The sequence below is a fragment of the Arthrobacter sp. Z5-13 genome, assembly GCF_056499105.1.
Window position 1 is genome coordinate 3,119,208 of the sequence record NZ_CP096460.1, and the last position, 20,507, is coordinate 3,139,714.

Sequence of the window (20,507 nt, forward strand, 5' to 3'; positions counted from 1 at the left end):
CGGGTTCAGCATTGTGGTATCCCATGGGCGTACGGCTCGCCAAGTGTCGTGTTGTTGGAATGGACAGCGCGTCCAACGTACCGGCCATCTGCCTGGGAGCTGATCCTGTACCACAGGCCATCCCCGCGTCCGTCGCCGGTACCGCGCCACACGTAGCAGTTGACGGTGAAGTTATCGCCGGTGTAGATCCATGGGTATCCAATCTTCTGACCGCCACAGAGGTGGCCGGGAGTTGTCGAATCCCACGATGTCTGGCCCGAAGCGAGTGTATCCGTACATGTGCGGTAACCCGCGGCGGGAACGGTTGCATCCCAATCGGTCTTAGCCGGCCCCGATTGGGCGACTGCCGTGGCAACGCCGCCGCCAGTCCCTATGGAGTTCACGGTCTGCACTTCGATCGAATGCCGCTCATTGAAGCCACCTGTGTTCAGGGTGCGGCTTCCGGATGCGGCCACCCGTTCCCAGCCCCCACCGTCGATCCGGATCTGCGTGTAGGCAACATCGTTGGTGGACGTGGATGGGGAACTCCAGCTGAAACTCAGAGTCTTCTGGTTCTGGCCGCCGTTCTGTCCGGACGCAGAAGCGTTACCGGGAGCGCCGTAGGGTGTCGCCCTGGCCGGGGCGCTGGCGTCGGAACTGGGCGCCACGCTGGAGTTGGCGGTCACGGTAATGGCGACCTCAGCCCCGTTGGTAAATCCGCCGACTGTTCCGCCTGGCGTGATGGGGCCGGAGGCACCATTGCTGGCGTTGTAGGTGTAGCTGACTTCATCCCGGGCTGATCCGTTCCGTTCGGCGTCGGTAAGCGTTTTGAAGTTGATGGTCACCTGCCGGCCCGCTCCTCCCGTATTGGCCGGGGTTGCGGTGACGCCCGAAACCTGGCCAAGCTTGCCGGTGGCGCGGCGCGGCGCGGAAGGTGCACTGACCCCGCCCTTGCCCGCCTTGTTTTCCGCCTGGACTGTGAAGGTGTAGGAAGACTCAGAGTTGTTCGCAGTGAAGTTCGCCGTCCGCTCAGTTCCTGGCACCACCTGGGTCTCGGTTGCCCCTCCCCCGCCACTCATCGTGACGTAGTAATTCCGGATGGGATCTCCGTTGGTGTTCGGTTCAGTCCAGTTGACCTTCAGCTGGTTCTGCGTTCCCACGGACGATGCCACGGCAGACGTAGGAGCCGCCGGAGCCGCCGGAACTCCGGCAGGGTTGTCCTCGGCGGAGTAAATGCCCCATTCAGAGGGTCCCAGTTCGTTCACAGCCTGGGCACGGACTTTGTACTTCACCCCGTTCGTGAGTGCCGGCCAGGTGTAGCTGAGCCCGGTCACGCCATTCTTGACGGCCACACCGCTGGCTGGAGGCGGCGAGATCTCGAGGTTGTATTCCTTCACGGCAGACCCCTCGGTCTTTGCCGCCGCCCACGAGATCTGCATGTCCTTGTCGCCGGCTTTTACAGCTGGCGCTTCCGGCGGTGATGGTTTTTCATCGGGCCGGATTTCATTTGATACAGGCGATGAAGCTGACTGGCCTACCTCATTGGTGGCGGTGACGGTAAAGACATACTTGACGTCGTTGGTGAGCCCGCTCAATGTGCAGGTGGTGGTCTCACACTCCTGCGTGAATCCACTCGAGGTCACCGTGTATTTGGAGATCTGTGCTCCGTTGTCGGATGGCGGCGCCCACTTCAAAACGGCGGTGCGGCTCCTGACATCCGTCGCGACCGGGGCAGAGGGAGCATCCGGTTTGTCTCTCACGGTGAGCCGGAGCCGGCCGCCCGCTTGCCGGGACAGGTCACCCGTCTTATCCGTCACTGTGTACCGCACCACCATCACGCCCTTGAACCCCTCGGAGGGAGTCACTGTAATGGAGTCGCCATTGATGACAGGCTGACCGCTGGCCGAGCCTGTTTCCACGCTGGCGGCCACGATCTTCAGCGGCGTGTCCTCGAAGGGGTTGTAGTCGTTGGCGAGGACGTTGAGGGTTTCCGTCCGTCCGGCATTGGCCTTGTCAATGGTGTCGTCATTTGCCACCGGCAACGGCCGGTTGGACGCGACGTGCTTTGCCATGATGGTTGCCGTTACCGCCGGAGAACGACCATCCGTGACCTTGAGGGGAATGGCACCGGTGAAGCCGACGTCCACTGACGTCTCCGCGGTGACTTTCAGGACTGATCCGTCCAGCTGGGCCTTGAGCCCGGAGGGAAGAGTTCCGTCCAGTTCAAACTTGAGACTGCCCTGATCCCTTTCATCAACATCCTTTGCGAGTCCTGAGAGGTCCAGAGTTGCGGTTTCCGCTTTTGGCACGTCCAGGGAAGTACCGCTGAACGTAGGCGGATGGTTGGAGTTGGGATCGGGGGTCACCCTGGTGGTGATGACAAGAGTGGATTTCAGCCCGGCCGGATCATCGGCCCTTGTTCCGTCTGTAACCTCAAACGTCAGCGAGCCCGGGCCGACGTAGTCCGGCTTCGCCGCATAGCGAAGACCCGTCCCGTCCGAGACGATCACGCCTTCCGGGGATGCACCCTGCACTTTGACCTTGTCCGCGACAGTGATGCGGGGCCGTTTTCCTTCCCTCACTTTCACGAACTCGTTAAGGTCAATGGTTACTTCCTTACCGGACATGACCTCTACGACGTCGGTATTGGCAAGGGTGGGGTACTGCTCGCCCTTACCGGGAATCCACATCACTGCGGTTGCAGTCTGTCCATCGGCGTCTGTCACCGAATAAGGAATCAGCTGCTCCGCCGCGGCCAGGGTCACCACGACGTTGCCGTCGGTTCCTACGCGGGCATTGGGGTTGCCGTCCGGCAGGCCGATCTTCAGGTCTGCCGCAACACCATCAGGGTCCGAGTCGTTTTTCAGCACAGGCACGTCCACTGCGGTCTTGCCCAGGGTCTCGGCCGGCATGATGGTGTCGTCCTTCGCCACTGGAGGTTTGAGCTCCGCGGTGGGACTGACCCGGACGCGGACTACGGCACTGCCGGGAGCCTTCTTTTCGTCCTGGATCTGGTAGCGGATACTTTCATGTCCAGCGGTGGACGGCGCGGTGAAAAGTACCTTTGAGCCGTCCGTTGCCTCGACACGGAGTTCAGGCTTGGCCTCGAAGCCGTTTGTCACCAAAGCCAGTGCATCCCCGTCCGGATCGGAGTCGTTGCTGAGAACATCCACCGCCACCATCCGGCCGGGGCGGACATCCACGGGGTCGTCCACCGCAATGGGTTTCTGGTTATTCGCTTCCTGAGGCGCGATGCCCACGATTACTGTGCCGGTATTCTCGGCGCCTATCCGGTCCCGGACCCGGTAGCTGAAGGTGTCGGTACCGGCAGAGTCTGCTCCGGCCGTGAATTCAAGGTATCCGTCCTTTGCCACCGCAGTGCCCATGGAAGGTGCCGTATCGATGCCAAGGAGCTGGACAGAGTCCCCGTCAGGATCGATGCCGTTCAGGGGTACAGAAATCTTGATAGTCATGCCGGCGACTACCCTGGCGGTCAGGTTCTTGGGCTCGGGGCGGGAGTTGCGCTCGTCGTCACGGGCCCTGATCCGTATGGTGACCTGCTGGGAATCGGTCTGACCGGATCCGTTCTGCACCTTGTAGATCGCGTACACGGTCTTGGCTGTCGCTCCCGCTATGAAGCGAACATCGTTTCCGGCGGTAAAGGTCCTGCCGTCAGCCTCGTCGGGCTGCTGCGCCAAGTCACGGACCAGCGACAGTTTGCCGCCGTCGGGATCCGTATCGTTAGCCAGGACCGGAATGCTCACAACGTCTCCGGTACGGACAGTGACCTCGTCCGGTTTCGCTTGTGGCGCCTGAAGTTTGCTGGGTGCGGGAATGACCAGGACCGCGATTTCACCGCTGGCGGAGGCGCGGCCGTTGGAGATGGTGTACTTCAGGGTCAGCTGCCCTGTTGCGCGGATGTCGGTAATCCTGACAACCGAGTGCTCCAGTACTGAAACGTTGACGGGCAGTTGGTCGCCGGCTGTTACTGACTGCACTACCAGGACTCCGCCCGACGGGTCCGAATCGTTGCCGAGGACGTCAACCAGGACGCTTCCTCCGATAGGAAGCAGGGCGACATCCCGCACTGCCACCGGCGAGCCTTCCTTGTCGCCGGCCACAACATCCACGCGCACCAGCTGCTGCGCGCTGGCTGGTCCGTTTGTCACCAGGTAGGACACGTAGTGCGCGCCGACGGTAGCCGAATTGAAGGTGAACGTTTGCTGGTCGGCACCGATAGTAGCCGTGGACTGCGCATCGGGGGTCGCTTGTGCCAACCGCAACGAGCCACCCTGTGGGTCGGCGTCGTTTTTCAGCGGTGCGATCACGGTGTCCGTCCCCGCGACAGCAATGACGTGATCCGCGTTCGCGATGGGCGGCAAGGCTCCAGGCGCCCGCACGTCAACCACTATCTTTCCTTCAGTTGCCAAGGTGGCGTCCGACACCGTTACAGTTAAGGTTTTCCGTCCCGGGGACGTGCCCGAATCCTGAAACGTCAGCTGGCCGTCCGGGCGGATTTTTACCTGGTCCTGGGGGTCGCTGCTGGTGGCGGATACAGCAAACAGGTCGTCACCGTCCGGATCTATCCAGTCAGTAAGGATGTTTTGACTGATGCTCTTGCCGGACTGCAGTACCAGGGCGTTGTTGCGGTTGGGTTTTTGCCGTGGTGCGGTATTCTCGCTGGGCGGTACGATCTGCAAGGAAACTTCCGCTGAAGCCGAAAGTCCTCGGCCGTCGTCAACACTGTATTTGAACGATTCCGTTCCTGACTTCTCGCTTGGTACGGAGATCTGGAAACCCGTGGCCCCGTAGATCGGGGAAATCGTTCCTGCCTTGACCTGATCCGGAGTGCGCAGAGTCAGGATGTCGCCGTCGGGGTCGGTGTCGTTATCCAGGACCGGAAGAATGGTTGTTTTTCCGGGCCTGACGCCGAACGCGTCCGGGTTTGCGACCGGTGCGCTGTTCGGTTTGGTGCGGTCCGGCAGTACCGTCTGCTGGACTTCGTCCGCGGAGTCCCTGTCGGCGTCGTCAGAGGTCTGTTTTGGCGGGACGACGTCGTCCCAGTTGTTCACCAGCTGCATGTTCTGGTTCACCAGCCACACATTGCCCGAATTCACATCATTAAGAACCACCAGATCCCGGTTCACCCGGAACACATACTCCGGCGCCGCACTGGCCTTGGGAACATCAACGCTACGGTCATCAGCATCATTGGCACACTCACGCACATACTTGTTCGCCCCCGACCACGCAGCATGCACACAACCACCCAACTGCACCGGCGCAGCCGGCACACCCTCACCATTGAAGGTCACCGTCTTCGCCGTCGACCCACCCAACGGCTGCAACAACAACGCCTTCGGAGTCGCCACCGCCACAACATCAGCAGCAGGACCACTCTGCTGCAACTTCGCGTCCTTCGCATCCGCCAACGCCAACTCACGCCCACCCGGCAAAAACAGCTTCCCCCGCGCAGCATCCAACACCACCGGCTGATCCCCCACCACAGCCAACTGCAAATCCCCAGACCCCTTCAGGGCCTCCCACGTACTCTCCTGAACCCCCGTGGACACACCCTCCGCATCCACAGACGTCACAGAAACCCGGCCAGTCTTCGGATCAGCACTATAAATCCGGTCATCAGCCCCCACCGCCGACACCAAACCCTGCGAACCCACCACCACCGGCTCGCTGGACTCCTCATCAAAACCATTAACAGTCGACGGCGACAACGCCCACACCGTCCCCTTACCAGGATCAGTCACCGACAAAACAGCCCGGCCAAAACTCACATCCGCGGACCCCGGCAACTGCTTATCCCCACCCAGACGCATATTCGCCGCCGACACCTGATTCAACGTCGAACCAGTCGGATCATCAACAAAAACATCCCCGGCACTCTGCAACACATCAAAAGAAGTACTCGCCGGCGTCACCGCCCCATCCAAAACCCGCGACGGATAATTCAACCGCCCCACAGCATTCCGGGACTTACTCACAACCCACACGCCGCCGTCGTTCAACTCCACCTCAGTGGTCTTAAACCCCGGATACACAACAGCACCCACCACCAACGCCAAACCAAGCACAGCAAAAACCACGCCACTAAAAAACCCACTGCGGCGCCGACGAGACCCAGACCTGCCAAACAGATGTGTCACAGCTCTACAATTCCCCCGCAATAAAAGCCACCAAAAAGCAGCACAAGACCAACCAAAAGACCAAAAGACCAAAACAAAAAACAGTGGAGGCGGCCGGGCCACGGTGGCCATCGGTCAGCTTCGACTATCTCATAAGACCATCAATTTTATGAATAGGCAGGCGTCATCCAGGACGGGGACACCTTGGCCCGGATCCGGCTTAGTCCAAGACCAGGCCGCGGCCGCTCCCCCTCGAAAGCAGCACCGGGAGGATTTCGCCGAAGCCGCGCACTGTCTCCACGGGCTGCGGGACCAGAACGAATCGTTCGTCACTGTCCAAAGCGGCGGCGGTCACAGAATCCACCAGCACAGTGCCTGGGTCTGCCAGTGCGGTGAGGCGTGCTGCGAGATTCACTGTGGGTCCGTAAATGTCGCCCAGTCGTGACAGGATCCGGCCCCACACCAGCGATACTCTCGCCTCCGGCAGAATCTCATCCTGCGTAAACGCCTCGGCAAGGGCCAGGGAGATTTCTGCGCCCGCGGCCGGCGTTTCGGCGATGTAGAGGACTTCGTCGCCCACTGTCTTTACGAGCCTGCCGCCGCCGACGGAGATGATCTCGGCGCACTTGTTCTCAAAACGCTGCACCAGCTGGGCAAGAGTCTTTTCGTTCATCCGGCGGGAGAGACTCGTATAGGAGACCAGGTCAGCAAAGCCGACGGCACGGGCCAAGGGCAATGGAGCGTCGTCTTCGTCACCTTCGCGGCCCTCTTCGCTGGCCTGCAGGCCTGCTTCGGCACGGACGGCCAGCCTTTGAACGCCGGCGTTGAGTTGGCGGCGCCAGGAGTAGACCAGCATTTCCTCCAGGGCGTCCACCAGGGCCGGAAGTTCATTGACCAGGCGCTTGCGTGCGACGGCGTCCGGAACCCCCTGCTGATGAACCATGTCTTCCACGAGGGCTTCGATCTGCCACACCACCATGCGGTCGGTCATTTGACCGATGGATCTGGTTACTGAAATAGCTGCCTCTTCGGTCAGCTTTCCGGTCCGCACCAGATCAACGATTGTGGACAGGGCCGCCTGGTCCCGCTCCGTAAAAGCGACATCCTCGTCGCCGAGGTTGGGAAAGCCAAGCGCCCTCCAGAGCTTGCGGGCGGACAGCAGGGAGAGCCCCGCACCGGCCGCGACTTCACGCCGGCGAAGCTTTCGTTCACCGCCCAGCAACCGTGCTTCCAAGGCCTTTGCCGCCAGACGCTCAGCAGAGAAAGTGCCTGTTGCCGGGGGCTCGAACTGAGTACGAGGAGGAACAGTTTCTGCATGAGGACCGCGTTCGGCAGCAGGCTCGGCGAAGGGTGAGGCAGGGGCCGTGTCAAGGACGGCGTCTTCAATGGTGGCGGCCTCTACAACAGGTTCGATGGTTTCTTCCGGTTCCTGCGCTTCTTGGCGTTCCGCTGCTTGTGTTGAAGCCGGCGTTTCTCCAGATGGATGAGTCTGCGCGGAGGCCAAGGGCACAGCCCCGGTATGCTCACTGCCAGCGTTCATCTCTTCCACCTTCTCTCCGTCTCCAGGGCCAGCGCTGCGCATGACCCTCCCAGTTTTCGTCCACGTCCTCACGTCCATCCCCGCCGTTGTGCTCTTCCAAGGCGAGCGAAGCCGGCGGCAGTTCGTCGATGGCCTCAAGGACAAAATCACGGAACTTCCCGGCCTCCGGAACGTCCTCCAGTACCGCAGGATCATGATGCCCGGTATCCAAGGATATATTCCCTGAACGCAATATGCGTTGAAGCACCGACTGGACCACCCACACCTGGCGGATAGCAGCAAGGGAAACCTGCCATTCCCTGCGGCGCAACATTCCGTACTTGGCAACTATGCGCTGACTGGTCAGTGTGTAGCGCGTGGACTGCCACCGCAGCGTGCGCGGAAGGCAGTACCCACAGAGAACCCAGGCCACAAGCACGAGGCAGGCAGCCACGAGCCAAAACGTCCAGGCGGAAGTTACGACTGGGAACATCCTCGCAGGTTCCCCTTTTACGATCCATGCTGTTGCGAAGGCACCTACTGCGGGGACTGCGATGAAGGCAGCGGCCGGAATGATCAATGTCCTGGGCTGGGGCCGCGTGACCACTATCACCTGTTCACCCGGCAGCAGCTGTCTACGCATAACCGCTCTCGGTGGAACCCCGGGAACTGCTTCCTGATTCTTTCGAACCGTCTTGCCCTGGCGGAGTCCAGGGACGGAGGTGAACGACGTCGCCGGCGGTCACTACATGCTCGTGGGAAGAAGCGTCAATAACAAGGAGGGATCCATACTCGTCAAGCCGGGTGGCGTGGCCGATGATTTCGTGGTCGCCGGGCAGCTGGGCGCGCACTTGCTTGCCCAGGGTCACCAGAACTCCCTGGACCCGCTTATGCAGGGAAGGGCCTCCTGCCATCCCGGCAGCGGGGTTGCCGTCGGCGTTGCAGAAGCTGCGGTAGAGGGTGGCAAAGCGGGAAAGATAGCTCTTCAGCAAAAGGGTGCGGTCGACCGTTTGGGCCTCTTCCAGCAATACAGACGTAGCTGTGGGAACGGGAAGCTCCTCCTGGGTCAGGGTGACATTCAATCCCGTACCCAGGACCACAGGAGGCACACCCCCATCCCCCATAGGGCCCAGCTGTGCCAGGATCCCGGCGATTTTCCGCCCACGGACTATGACATCGTTTGGCCATTTGAGTTCGGCAGGAATGCCCGCCGTCTCCAGCAAAGCCTCACGCAGCGCCAAGGCCCCAAGCAGGGAGAACCAGGAGTAGCTCTGCGTCGGCAACGGGCGGCCCTCAGCATTGACGGGCCGGAGCACTACTGAGACCAGCACCGAGCTCAGCGGCGGAGCTTCCCAGCTGCGGCCCAGCCGTCCCCGGGCGGCGGTCTGGTGCTCCGTAGTCAACACGGAAAGGTCCGGCCACGACCGGGGATCAGTGGTGACAGCTTCCAGCAGATCGGCATTCGTAGATCCGGTGGAATCCACCACAGTAAGCCGCGGGATGCCTGTGCCCGCCAGGAAATCCTCATTCGCCAGCGCGGTCCGGTCCAAGCCCCTGCGCTCGGCTCCATGTGCGCTGCGCTCCGTAAAGTCCACGGGTTCCTGGCTGTTATCCGACTGGGGGGCTTCCATAGCTGAATCCTATCGAGTTGCCACGTTTGCGGCGCCTCCGCTCGCCAGGCTCAAAGGAAAATGTCAGGAACCAGCCGGTCCTCAGGCACGCCAAGGCTGTACGGGGAAAAGTCCGTGACGCCCGCGGCAGCCAGGACTTCCTCGTCCGTGTAGAAGTTCCCGCTCCTGGAAGCGGAACCCGGGACTGCATTGCTTCCGGTCAACACCGCGTGGGCTGCATCCGCGACGATTTCAGGTCCGCGGGCAGCCTGGACCAGCTGGCTGCCGCCGGGCATGTTCCGGATGGCAGCGGTGTCAATGAGGGTCCGCGGCCACAGTGAATTGACGCTGATGCCGTCCGCTTTGAGTTCCTCAGCCAGACCGAGTGTGGTGAGGCTCATTCCGTACTTGGCCATGGTGTACGCCAAGTGCATGCCGGCCCACTTCGGATCCAGGTTCAGGGGCGGAGACAGGGTCAGGATGTGGCCGTTGTCCGATCTGCGCAGCGCAGGAAGGGCCAGCTTGGACAGCAGGAAGGTGCCCCTGACATTGATGTCCTGCATCAGGTCGTAGCGCTTCATATCGACGGCGTCGGTACTGGAGAGGTCAATGGCGGAGGCGTTGTTGATCACGATGTCGATCCCGCCGAACCGCTCGACGGCGGAATCGACGGCGCCCGCGACGTCGTCATCGTTCCTCACATCACCAACAATGGGAAGCGCCTGGCCGCCGGCTTCCACCAACAGCTCCGCGGCACTGAATACTGTGCCTTCCAGCTTTGCGTGGGGCGTCCCCGTCTTGGCCATCAGCGCGATGTTGGCGCCATCCCTGGCTGCCCGCAAAGCAATGGCCAGGCCGATCCCGCGGCTGCCACCGGACATAAGGATGGTTCGGCCAGAAAGGGAACCGGCGGCCTTGTACGGCTCTGCGGCGGCGCCCGAAGCGACGTTGCTTGAAGTCATAAGAACACTCTAGCTGAAGTATGTTACTGGTGAGTAACATGTTCGACCAGGCCGACCCCGGCACTGAACCTTGTAGGTTTTCTACAGCCATGCGGGTCCAAAACGTTACTAGACTAGCCAACAGGGCCCGGATTTTGTGTGGATGCTACTTAAGTTCTGCACCGGGGAGCCAGCGACCATCAGCTACAGAGCCGGAGAAATTTTGATGAGCCACGATCTGACCACGACAGCGGGAAAGATTGCAGATTTCCGCGATCGCCAGGCGCGTGCCGAACAGCCCTCCGGCCCCGAAGCGATCGAAAAGCAGCATGCGCGTGGCAAGAACACCGCCCGGGAACGCATCGACCTCCTGCTCGACGAAGGCTCGTTCGTTGAGTTCGACGCCCTCGCCGTGCACCGCTCCACCGCTTTCGGGATGGAAAAGAAGAAGCCGCTTGGAGACGGGCTCGTTTCCGGCTACGGCACCGTGGACGGGCGGCCTGTTGCCGTGTACAGCCAGGACTTCAGTGTCTACGGCGGGTCCCTGAGCCAGGTCAACGGGGAAAAGATCGTCAAGGTACAGGAATTCGCCTTGCGCAACGGCTGCCCGGTAGTGGGCATTCTCGACGGTGGCGGGGCACGGATCCAGGAGGGTGTCGCCTCGTTGGCAATGTTCGCCGATATCTTCCGCAACAACGTCCATGCTTCCGGGGTCGTGCCCCAGATTTCCCTCATCATGGGCCCGTCGGCCGGTGGTGCAGCCTACTCCCCCGCACTCACTGACTATGTAGTGATGGTGGACAAGACCTCGCACATGTTCATCACAGGTCCGGACGTTATCAAGACGGTTACCGGTGAGGACGTGGACATGGAAACCCTGGGCGGGGCACGCCAACACAACGCCAACACGGGAACCTCCACCTATCTCGCCGCTGACGAAGCCGACGCCATCGAGTTCGTCCGTGAGCTGCTGGACTTCCTGCCCTCGAACAACCTCGCCGAGGCCCCCGTGCTGGAGCACCAGCAGGAGCTCGAGCTCGACGACGACGACCTCGCGCTGGACACGCTGATCCCGGATTCCGCGAACCAGCCCTACGACATGCGCAAGGTCGTTGAGCAGATCGTGGACGACGCCCATTTCCTCGAGATGCAGGCCCTCTATGCTCCCAACGTCATGATTGGCTACGGGCGGATCGAAGGTCACACGGTAGGCATCGTGGCCAACCAGCCCATGCAGTTCGCCGGCACCCTGGATATCTCCGCTTCGGAGAAAGCGGCGCGTTTTGTGCGGCATTGCGACGCCTTCAACATTCCCATCATCACCCTGGTGGACGTCCCCGGATTCCTGCCGGGCAAGGACCAGGAATTCCAGGGCATCATCCGCCGCGGCGCCAAACTGCTGTATGCCTACGCCGAAGCCACTGTTCCCAAAGTCACCGTCATCACCCGGAAGGCCTATGGCGGGGCATACATCGTCATGGGCTCGAAAAAACTGGGGGCCGATCTCAACCTGGCCTGGCCAACTGCGCAGATCGGTGTCATGGGGGCCCAGGGTGCAGTCAACATCCTGTACCGCCGCGACCTCGCAGCCGTGGCCGCTGACGGCGGTGACGTCGAAGCCAAGCGTGCAGAAGTGATCAAGCAGTATGAGGAGGAGCTTCTGAACCCGTACCAGGCCGCCCAGCTCGGCTATGTCGATGCCGTCATCATCCCCTCTGAGACAAGGGTCCAGATTATTAAGGGACTACGGGCGCTGCGGGACAAGCGCGCCAGCCTGCCGGCCAAGAAGCACGGAAACATCCCGCTGTGAGCAGGGAACTTCCGGCTGCGAGCGAGGGAGAGGGCACGGCGACACCGCTGGCGCCGACGCTCTTCTCTGTGGCGAAAGGCGACCCCACAGCCGAGGAGCTGGCGGCGCTGACCGCCGTCGTACTTTCGCTCGGTGGCACAGAACAAGCTGAACCGGCGAAACCCACAGTCCGCGGATGGGTCAGGCGCCAGCAACTGCGGCTGGCGCCGACGCCGGGCCCGGGGGCCTGGAAACGCAGCCGGGGCTGAATCGCTGAGGCCCCTGCTAATTAATTCAGTAAGTCTTTCATAACTGGGTTTGCCCGGTTAGTCTCGTGAGGGTGACTAACGAAACCACTCCCATTCGGCCGCAGACCGCCATCGACAAGATCGCCGACGCGCACACTGACACCCTCACCAGGCTCAACCCAAGCTTCGCCATCACCCTCGGCGTTCCGGGCCACGAGACCGAATACCAGGACTTCTCCCCTGCTGGAATCGAACAATTCATCGATGCCGCCCGCGCCACGCTCGCTGCTCTTGAGGAGCAGGTTCCAGTGGACGACGTCGACGCCGTAACACTGGATGCCATGAGGGAACGGCTCGGACTCGAACTGGAAATCCACGACTCCGGCTGGGATGTTGCCGACCTCAATAACATCGCGTCGCCGGCCCAGGACATCCGTGCCGTCTTTGACCTCATGCCTACCGAGACCGCGGAACACTGGGACCACATTGCGGGCCGGGCCCACAACGTGCCTACGGCTATCGAAGGCTACGCGGCCTCGCTTCTCGCCGCCCGGGACGCGGGGAAAGTCTCCGCCGTGCGCCAGGTGGAGATTGTGATTGAGCAGACCACCAAGTACGCGGCCGAGGACGGATTCTTTGCCAAGCTGGCTGCAGGGGCCAAGACCGCCGAGGGCCCCCTCCCGCAGGAGCTTCAGGACAAGCTCGACGCCGGTGCTGCCGCCGCCAGGCGCGCCTACGCACGGTTCGCCGAATTCCTCCGGCAGGAACTCCTCCCTGTAGCCCCTGCCAAAGATGCAGTCGGCCGGGAGCGCTACGCCTTGGCTTCCCGCTCCTTCCTGGGGGCGACGGTGGACCTCGAGGAGACCTATGCCTGGGGCGTGCAGGAACTCCAGCGACTGATCTCCGAGCAGGAACGCGTTGCCGAACAGATCAAACCAGGTGCCTCCATCAAGGAAGCCAAGGAGATCCTCAACAACGATCCCTCGCGCCAGCTCAAGGGAACAGACGCCCTCAAGGCCTGGATGCAGGAGCTCTCAGACAAGGCCGTTGCGGAACTCGCGGACGTGCATTTCGAGATCCCCGACGTCATGAAAACCCTGGAATGCCTCATTGCGCCCACCGACGAGGGCGGCATTTACTACACCGGACCCTCGGACGACTTCAGCCGTCCCGGCCGCATGTGGTGGTCAGTTCCTGCGGGCGAGGACACGTTCACAACGTGGTCTGAAACCACCACGGTTTACCACGAAGGAGTCCCTGGCCACCACCTTCAGGTTGCCACCGCCGTGTACAGGCGGGAACTGCTGAACAGCTGGCGCCGCAACGTTTGCTGGACTTCCGGCCACGGTGAGGGCTGGGCCCTTTACGCTGAGAAACTGATGCAGGAACTTGGCTATCTCAAGGACCCCGGTGATCACATGGGCATGCTGGACATGCAGCGCATGAGGGCAGCCCGCGTCGTCTTCGATATCGGTGTGCACCTGGAGCTGGAGGTCCCGGAGCGCTGGGGGTCAGGAACCTGGACGCCGGAGAAGGGACTGGAGTTCCTCAAGGCCAACCTCCCCATCAGCGGAGGGCAGCTGAAGTTCGAGTTCACCCGATACCTGGGTTGGCCAGGCCAGGCCCCATCCTACAAAGTGGGCCAGCGACTCTGGGAGCAGATCAGGGCTGAGCTCGAAACCCGGCCGGACTTTGACCTCAAGACCTTCCACACAAAGGCATTGAACATAGGCTCCGTAGGCCTCGACACCCTCAAGCGCGCACTGCTGGCCTAACCAACCCCTCCCGGCTGATCGTCGAGGTGGCACTTCGCGGCGGTGTTGTAGCAAAACACTGCCGCGAAGTGTCATCTCGGTGCTAAGCGAGCTGGCCGGCCGAGACGTTTGCCACACTGGTGTCGGGAATAACTTCACAAATCACCCTGAATGCCCAGTAATGGCGGGGACTTTCGGCGGCATGGCGAATGAACGGCATGTAACATTTCTCAACGTTCGTTCGCGGTGGTATATGCACTGCCTTTAGCGTGTTCTGGTGAGCACTCAAACAAGCATCCCCGCCCCTGCAGGAAAATCCCGGTTCCAGCTGCCCAAGTGGGCCGGCTCGTTCGGTTTTCAGATCATCGCTGCCCTCATCGTGGGCCTCGGCCTCGGCCTCCTGGCCAAGTACACCGGCAGCACCAAAGAAATCCCCAACGGCCTCGGTGCAACACTGCAGACCATTGGCTCGAGCTACGTCTCGCTGCTGCAGACCGCTGTCGTACCGCTGATCTTCACGGCTGTGGTCAGTTCCATCTCGAACCTTCGGGAAGTTTCCAATGCCGCCAAACTGGCATGGAACACCCTTTTGTGGTTCGCCATTACCTCGCTCATCGCGGTGCTGATCGGCATTGGCCTGGGCGTGTTCCTTCAGCCCGGCGCCAACACAGGTCTCGCCCAGAAGGACGAGTACACCGGCAAGTCCGGCGACTGGTGGGCGTTCCTGATCGGTCTGTTCCCGAAAAACTTCCTGGGCCTCGGCGCCTCCTCCACCGTGGCTGAATCCGGAGCTGTCACCACCTCCGTCAGCTTCAATGTGCTCCAGATCCTGGTGATCGCGATCGCGATCGGCATCGCGGCTCTCAAGGTGGGCAAGCAGGCCGAGCCGTTCCTGAAGCTCAACGCCTCTGCCCTTGCTGTCATCCAGAAGGTCCTGTGGTGGATCATCCGGATCGCACCCCTGGGTACCGTCGGTTTGATCGGAAACGCTGTGGCCGTCTACGGCTGGGACACTATCGGATCGCTCGGCAAGTTCACCATCGCCATCTACATTGGGCTCGCCTTGGTGCTGTTCGGCGTCTACCCCGCCCTGATCCGCTCGCACGGCCTTTCCGTCAAGCAGTACTTCTCCGGAGTGTGGCCGGCCGTCCAGTTGGCCTTTGTTTCCCGCTCCTCCATTGGCACGCTCCCCCTGACCCAGCGCGTGGCTGAGCGAAACCTCGGCGTTCCCCGAGCCTATGCCTCCTTTGCTGTGCCGCTGGGTGCCACCACAAAGATGGATGGTTGCGCCGCCATTTACCCGGCAATCGCGGCGATCTTCGTGGCCCAGTTCTTCGGCATCCAGCTGGACTTCAGCCAGTACCTGCTTATCGCATTGGTCTCAGTACTCGGATCCGCCGCCACAGCCGGCACCACCGGCGCCGTCGTCATGCTCACCCTGACACTGTCCACCCTGGGGCTGCCCCTGGCAGGCGTCGGACTCCTCCTGGCCATCGATCCCATCCTGGACATGGGGCGCACCGCCGTGAACGTGGCCGGACAGGCATTGGTACCCACGATCGTTTCCAAACGCCAAGGCATCCTGGACGAGTCCCTGTACAACGCCCCGCGAAACGGCGAGGCATTCTCCGACGACACCCCTGCGGCGGAGGACCCGTCAGCCGCGCGCGACGATGCTTCCCGCGAACAGGAGCTCCAAACCTCGAAGGCGTAGCTTCCTCTCCGGCTTCTCACTGGGTACTCCTATAGGGAAGTCGTCAGGAAAAGCCGCCAAGGCAGTGCCGCAGCACAATTCCCCGGGAACCCCCGGGGAATTGTGCTTTAAGGGCACTAGGGAAAGTTCCGGTCAGCGACCGCCTCCGATCACTCCCTTCTCCACCGCCTTGGCAGCGCCATCAGCCTCGGCCTGGGTCAGCGTGCCGTCCGTGACTGCCTTGTCCAGGCGGGTCTTGAACGCAGCCGCGCGTTCCGCCTGCGCCTCGGTGCGAATCTCCTCCAGAGCGGCCGTCACTTTCGCTTCGTCAATCCCCAGGGACTGCGCCAACGATGCGGCGAGGGCCGCTTCCATCGCTGAGCGGTCCGGTTTGGTGCCCGCGGTCTTGTCCGCCGCGGCATCGGGTTTGTTGGCATCGCGGAAGGCCTGCAGGGCTTCCGTAACCTTCGCCTCGTCAACGCCGAGCTTCGTAGCGAGCGCAGACGCCTGCACACCCATGCCACCTCCCCGCTTGCCATGGCCGCCAGGGCCTCCACGCTGGCCGTCAGCAGGAGCGTCAGATGCGCTCGCTGAGGGAGTGGGGGTCGGCGTCGTCGTAGCGGCATATGCCGCTCCCGAGACCCCCAAACCTGCAACCAGCGCGATGCCGGCGGCACTGAGGCCAAGGGTCAGTTTCTTATTCTGTGGCATTGCTTTCTCCTGGATCTGCCGCCCGGAGGCGGCTCCGATGTGAGGCCGGCCGTTGATTGCCGGCCTTTAACCACTCTCGGCTGCCCATGTGTCAAAGAGCTGTCCCATGGCTGTCAGGAGGCTGTGAAGCATAGTTGCGCAGAGTGCAAAGTTGCACATAGTGTAGATATGTGACTTCTGACGTGACAGGCTCAACTGCTGAAACCCCTTCTCCCCCACTCTCCCGGCGAGAGCTCAATAAGGCGGCAACGCGGCAGGCCATCACGCAGGCAGCCATGGAGCTTATCCGCAAAAAGGGCGTAGGCAACTTCACGGTGGAGGACATCGCTGACGCTGCAGGTATATCGCGCCGCACATTCTTCAACTACTACGCAAGTACCGAAGCAGCGATCGGAAACATCACGCATGAGTTCCTGGAGGTTGCGCTACAGCAGTTCCGGTTGCGCCCGCCTGAGGAACCCGTGATCATCTCGGCCAAAGAAGCCATGGTGGCCCTCGCGGATCCAATGGCCGTAGCACCCGTGGCCGAACTGTTCACCCTGGTGCAGCAGAACCATCAGCTCGCAGGCTCGGAATTAGAAGCGTGGGACCACTGCACCGGACAGATCATAGAAGCCGCCCGCGAGCGCATGGCCAGCAAGACCGACGGCGAAATCGATGAACTTTACCTTCGTGCCCTCTCAGGCTCGGTTATTTCCTGTGGAAGGGCAGCCATGGATGTCTGGTTCAGGCGATGCGGGCCCGACCTTTCCGAGGCGTCGATGGCCACGCTCCGTCAATTGATGATTGATTCCCTGGACCTTCTCGCCGCAGGCTTCTCCACGTCCACAAGCGCTTTAATCCCCCCTTCCAACACGACTTCCTCCCCGGCATCTCCTCTCCCCAAAGATCGGCACTGACATGGCCCTGCTCCTGTACCGCCTAGGCAAGTTCTCCTACCGCCACCGCTGGCTCGTGATCTCGTTGTGGCTGGCGGTGCTGGTCGCCGTCGGTGGCTCCGCTGCCGCGTTCCACGGCACCATGTCCAACAACTTCCAGATCCCGGGAACCGAAACCCAGCGCATGCTGGACAAGCTGAAAAAAGACCTGCCGGAGTCCGCCGGAGGCACGGCGGGGATCGTGTTCGAGGCCGACGGCGGGCAGTTCAGCCAAGCGGGCAAGGACGCCGTAACAGCAGCTTTGACCAAGCTCAGGACGCTGCCGGACGTCCAAGGGACTATTGACCCCTTCACCACCCAGGCCCAGCTCGACAAGGCCGCGTCGGACCTGGCGGCCGGAGAGCAAAAAGCCGCCGAGGGGAAGGCCCTGCTGGAGAAATCAGCAGCCGACCTTGCGGCCGGTGCTGCACAAGTGGCCCAGGCGGAACAGCAAATGACAGCTGCCGGGCTGCCCGCCTCCGCCATTGAAGCCCAGCTGGGCCAGCAAAAAGCGGAGATCGCTGCCGGTCAGCAGCGGCTTGAGGCCGGCAGGAAGGAAGCGGAGGCAGGCGCCGTCCAGCTGGAGCTCGGAAAACGGCAGCTGGCCGCCTCGGAAGGCATGCGTTTTGTCTCCGAGGACGGTAAAGCTGCCATTGCCCAGGTTCAGTTCAAGACCTCCATTAATGCGCTCAACCCTGAGGTCCGTAAGGAAGTCCAGGAGATCGCGCAGGAGGTCTCCTCTGCCGGTGTCACGGCTTTCGCGAGCAAGGAGATTACCGAAGACGTCTCTGACCTGTTCGGGGTCTCCGAAATCCTCGGTATCGCCGTCGCGGCCCTTGTCCTGATCGTGATGCTGGGAACGCTGATCGCCGCCGGGCTGCCTCTGCTCATGGCAGTGGTGGGCGTGGCGGTAGGTGTAGGGGGAACGTTCGCGCTCACCAGCGTGGTGGATATGAGCTCCATCTCGCCCATGCTGGCCCTCATGCTGGGCCTGGCCGTGGGCATCGATTACTCACTCTTCATCGTCAACCGCCACCGCAGCCAACTGCTGGCCGGGATGGACGCTGAGGAATCCGCGGCGTTGGCAACGGGCACCTCGGGCAACGCCGTGTTGTTCGCCGGCCTGACGGTCATTATCGCGCTGGCCGCCCTGGTTGTTCCCGGGCTCCCGTTCCTTGCCGTTATGGGTCTCTCCGCTGCAGCAACAGTGGCGGTCGCCGTCGTGGTGGCCTTGACCCTGACACCGGCGGTCCTGTCCCTCATCGGCCGCAGGCTGATTTCCCGCCGCCGCTGGGCCAAAGCCGAACAACATAACGCCGCGCCGGGCCACGAAGAAGAGGACCACGCAAAAGAAGAGCACAAGAGCAGCCACGGCTGGGGCGGCTTGGTGACCCGGCACCCCATTCTGGCGATGCTTGCCGGCGTCGCACTCCTTGGCGTGCTTGCCCTGCCGGCCGGCCAGCTCCGGCTGGCATTGCCCGACGGCGGCTCGGAGCCGGTAGATTCCCAGGCGTACAAGGCGTACGACGTCACTGCCCGCAGCTTCGGCGAAGGCGTGACAGGGCCGATCGTGGTGGTGGGCGAGTTGCCGGCCGGGCTGACCGAAGCCGAAGCGCAGTCCAAGCAGTTCGACGTCGCGGACATCCTCCGCGGGTTGGACAACGTAACCGCCGCTGTTCCCGTTGCCCTCAGTGAGGACCGCCGGACTGCTGTCTTCCAAGTGATCCCAAAGGAGGGACCCGCCAGCGCGAGCACCGTCCAGGTGGTCTCTGAGCTCCGGGCCAGAAATGCGGAAATCCAGGACTCCACCGGGGTCACCGTCGGCCTCACCGGGCAGACGGCAGGCAACATCGATGTGTCCACGAAGCTCGGCGACGCACTGCCCCCATACCTGGCGATCGTCGTCGGGCTCTCCCTGATCCTCCTGCTCCTGGTGTTCCGCTCCATCGTGGTGCCGCTGCTGGCCACCGGCGGGTTCCTGTTGTCCCTGTGGGCAGCTTTCGGCGCCGTCGTCGCTGTGTACCAGTGGGGCTGGCTGGGAACGATCTTTGATGTTCCCAACCCTGGCGCAGTGCTCAGCTTCCTGCCCATCATCCTGATCGGCGTGCTGTTCGGCCTGGCTATGGACTACCAGGTCTTTATTACCTCGGGGATGCGGGAGTCCTACATGCACGGGGAAAGCGCCAAGCATGCAGTCCGCAGCGGTTTCAGCCACGCCGCTGCCGTGGTCACCGCCGCCGCAATCATCATGGTCAGCGTCTTCTCCGGCTTCGTCTTCTCACACCTCACAATGGTGCGGCCCCTCGGCTTCGCCATGGCCTTCGGTGTCCTGGTAGACGCCTTCGTTGTCCGGATGACCATCGTCCCGGCAGTGATGTATCTTCTGGGCGACAAAGCCTGGTGGCTGCCGAAGTGGCTGGACCGGATCCTGCCTGATGTCGACGTCGAAGGGGCCAAACTCCGCAAGGAAGAACCGGCAGTTGACGCCGGGCAGGCCAAGCGCGCACGTGTTGAGGTGAATTAGGCTGGAACCCGTGACCCGCTTGATTCTGGCCTCCCAGTCCCCCGCCCGCACCAAACTGCTCACCGGGGCAGGCATCCGGCATGAGGTTCTTGTCTCGGACGTTGATGAGGACGCAGTCCAGGCCCGCTACGGGGTGACGGACCCACATGACACTGCGCTGCTTCTGGCGCGGGCAAAAGCGGAAGCGGTGGCGTCGCTCCCTGAGGCCGAGGGCGCGCTGGTGGTCGGGTGCGATTCCGTCTTCGAATTCGAGGGCGAATCGCACGGCAAGCCCTACACTCCGGACGTTGCCCGGCGGCGCATGCTGCGGATGAGCGGCAACAGGGGCATACTGCACACCGGCCACTGGCTGGTGGACTGCCGGGATACCGAGGCCGACGACCACCCCGGATACTCTGTGGGCTCCGGGGCCACAGTCGGGGCAGTCTCGTCTGCCGAAGTGCATTTTATGGAAATGTCAGGCGAAGAAATCGACGCCTATATCGCCACCGGAGAGCCGTTGCACTGTGCCGGCTCCTTCACCATCGACGGGCTGGGAGGGGCGTTCATCAGCAAGATCGACGGCGATCCTCACGCCGTCGTCGGGCTTTCAATTTCGACCCTCCGGGTCCTGTTGGGGCATGCCAAAGTGGGTATCACTGAACTCTGGCCGGCCAGCGTCCACCCCTGACCCGCGTATGTT

At 62.2% G+C, this 20,507-nt stretch carries 13 protein-coding genes; 7 read left to right on the forward strand and 6 right to left on the reverse strand.

Translation table 11 applies throughout. The features are described 5' to 3' along the window. Positions 1-5: 5 nt before the first annotated feature. The 5 genes from M1E02_RS14645 to M1E02_RS14665 all read right to left on the reverse strand — a co-directional run bounded on the left by M1E02_RS14645 (position 6) and on the right by M1E02_RS14665 (position 10,210). A complete protein-coding gene (locus M1E02_RS14645; RefSeq protein WP_479374960.1) occupies positions 6-6,080 on the reverse strand; it encodes an Ig-like domain-containing protein in 6,075 nt (2,024 codons plus the stop codon). A 259-nt stretch (positions 6,081-6,339) separates the two neighbouring features. Beyond that, complete coding sequence (locus tag M1E02_RS14650) at positions 6,340-7,659, reverse strand: adenylate/guanylate cyclase domain-containing protein (RefSeq protein ID WP_479374961.1); 1,320 nt, start codon at positions 7,657-7,659, stop codon at positions 6,340-6,342. Next, on the reverse strand, positions 7,643-8,281 hold the full coding sequence (locus tag M1E02_RS14655) for a PH domain-containing protein (RefSeq protein WP_479374962.1): 639 nt from the start codon (positions 8,279-8,281) through the stop codon (positions 7,643-7,645). Before M1E02_RS14655 ends, M1E02_RS14650 begins: the two co-directional genes overlap by 17 nt. After that, entirely contained in the window at positions 8,274-9,269 is a 996-nt protein-coding gene (locus tag M1E02_RS14660) for a biotin--[acetyl-CoA-carboxylase] ligase (RefSeq protein WP_479374963.1), read from the reverse strand. The genes M1E02_RS14655 and M1E02_RS14660 overlap by 8 nt, the downstream gene beginning before the upstream one ends. Before the next feature lie 50 nt (positions 9,270-9,319). Next, positions 9,320-10,210: an SDR family oxidoreductase gene (locus M1E02_RS14665; RefSeq protein ID WP_479374964.1), complete on the reverse strand. Its 891-nt coding sequence runs from the start codon at positions 10,208-10,210 to the stop codon at positions 9,320-9,322. Between the two features lie 205 nt (positions 10,211-10,415). Between M1E02_RS14665 and M1E02_RS14670 the strand changes: the two genes are divergently transcribed. The 4 genes from M1E02_RS14670 (at position 10,416) to M1E02_RS14685 (ending at position 15,694) form a co-directional block, all read left to right on the forward strand. Then, on the forward strand, positions 10,416-11,999 hold the full coding sequence (locus tag M1E02_RS14670) for an acyl-CoA carboxylase subunit beta (protein WP_479374965.1): 1,584 nt from the start codon (positions 10,416-10,418) through the stop codon (positions 11,997-11,999). Further along, positions 11,996-12,247, forward strand: coding sequence for an acyl-CoA carboxylase subunit epsilon (locus tag M1E02_RS14675; RefSeq protein ID WP_479374966.1), 252 nt, complete (start codon positions 11,996-11,998; stop codon positions 12,245-12,247). The genes M1E02_RS14670 and M1E02_RS14675 overlap by 4 nt, the downstream gene beginning before the upstream one ends. Before the next feature lie 71 nt (positions 12,248-12,318). Next, positions 12,319-14,001: a DUF885 domain-containing protein gene (locus M1E02_RS14680; protein ID WP_479374967.1), complete on the forward strand. Its 1,683-nt coding sequence runs from the start codon at positions 12,319-12,321 to the stop codon at positions 13,999-14,001. A 256-nt stretch (positions 14,002-14,257) separates the two neighbouring features. Beyond that, complete coding sequence (locus M1E02_RS14685; protein ID WP_479374968.1) at positions 14,258-15,694, forward strand: dicarboxylate/amino acid:cation symporter; 1,437 nt, start codon at positions 14,258-14,260, stop codon at positions 15,692-15,694. A gap of 132 nt (positions 15,695-15,826) precedes the next feature. Here the strand turns inward: M1E02_RS14685 and M1E02_RS14690 are convergent, their stop codons facing one another. Next, positions 15,827-16,384: a hypothetical protein gene (locus tag M1E02_RS14690; RefSeq protein WP_479374969.1), complete on the reverse strand. Its 558-nt coding sequence runs from the start codon at positions 16,382-16,384 to the stop codon at positions 15,827-15,829. Between the two features lie 182 nt (positions 16,385-16,566). On the opposite strand from M1E02_RS14690, the gene M1E02_RS14695 reads away from it, so the two are divergent. Genes M1E02_RS14695 through M1E02_RS14705 form a run of 3 tightly spaced genes read left to right on the forward strand, consistent with a single transcriptional unit; the run spans position 16,567 to position 20,495 of the window. Beyond that, a complete protein-coding gene (locus M1E02_RS14695; protein WP_479374970.1) occupies positions 16,567-17,283 on the forward strand; it encodes a TetR/AcrR family transcriptional regulator in 717 nt (238 codons plus the stop codon). 1 nt (position 17,284) lies between these two features. Beyond that, a complete protein-coding gene (locus M1E02_RS14700; RefSeq protein WP_479374971.1) occupies positions 17,285-19,825 on the forward strand; it encodes an MMPL family transporter in 2,541 nt (846 codons plus the stop codon). 10 nt (positions 19,826-19,835) lie between these two features. Further along, positions 19,836-20,495 (forward strand): Maf family protein, encoded by a 660-nt coding sequence (locus M1E02_RS14705; protein ID WP_479374972.1) that lies wholly within the window; start codon positions 19,836-19,838, stop codon positions 20,493-20,495. Positions 20,496-20,507 lie beyond the last annotated feature (12 nt).

What these genes read in the sequence shown, in the direction of transcription:
- M1E02_RS14700 (WP_479374971.1), top strand. Translation starts at nt 17,285, where the DNA reads ATGGCCCTGCTCCTGTACCGCCTAGGCAAGTTCTCCTACCGCCACCGC.
- M1E02_RS14665 (WP_479374964.1), bottom strand. Translation starts at nt 10,210, where the DNA reads ATGACTTCAAGCAACGTCGCTTCGGGCGCCGCCGCAGAGCCGTACAAG.
- M1E02_RS14670 (WP_479374965.1), top strand. Translation starts at nt 10,416, where the DNA reads ATGAGCCACGATCTGACCACGACAGCGGGAAAGATTGCAGATTTCCGC.
- M1E02_RS14655 (WP_479374962.1), bottom strand. Translation starts at nt 8,281, where the DNA reads ATGCGTAGACAGCTGCTGCCGGGTGAACAGGTGATAGTGGTCACGCGG.
- M1E02_RS14660 (WP_479374963.1), bottom strand. Translation starts at nt 9,269, where the DNA reads ATGGAAGCCCCCCAGTCGGATAACAGCCAGGAACCCGTGGACTTTACG.
- M1E02_RS14690 (WP_479374969.1), bottom strand. Translation starts at nt 16,384, where the DNA reads ATGCCACAGAATAAGAAACTGACCCTTGGCCTCAGTGCCGCCGGCATC.
- M1E02_RS14650 (WP_479374961.1), bottom strand. Translation starts at nt 7,659, where the DNA reads ATGAACGCTGGCAGTGAGCATACCGGGGCTGTGCCCTTGGCCTCCGCG.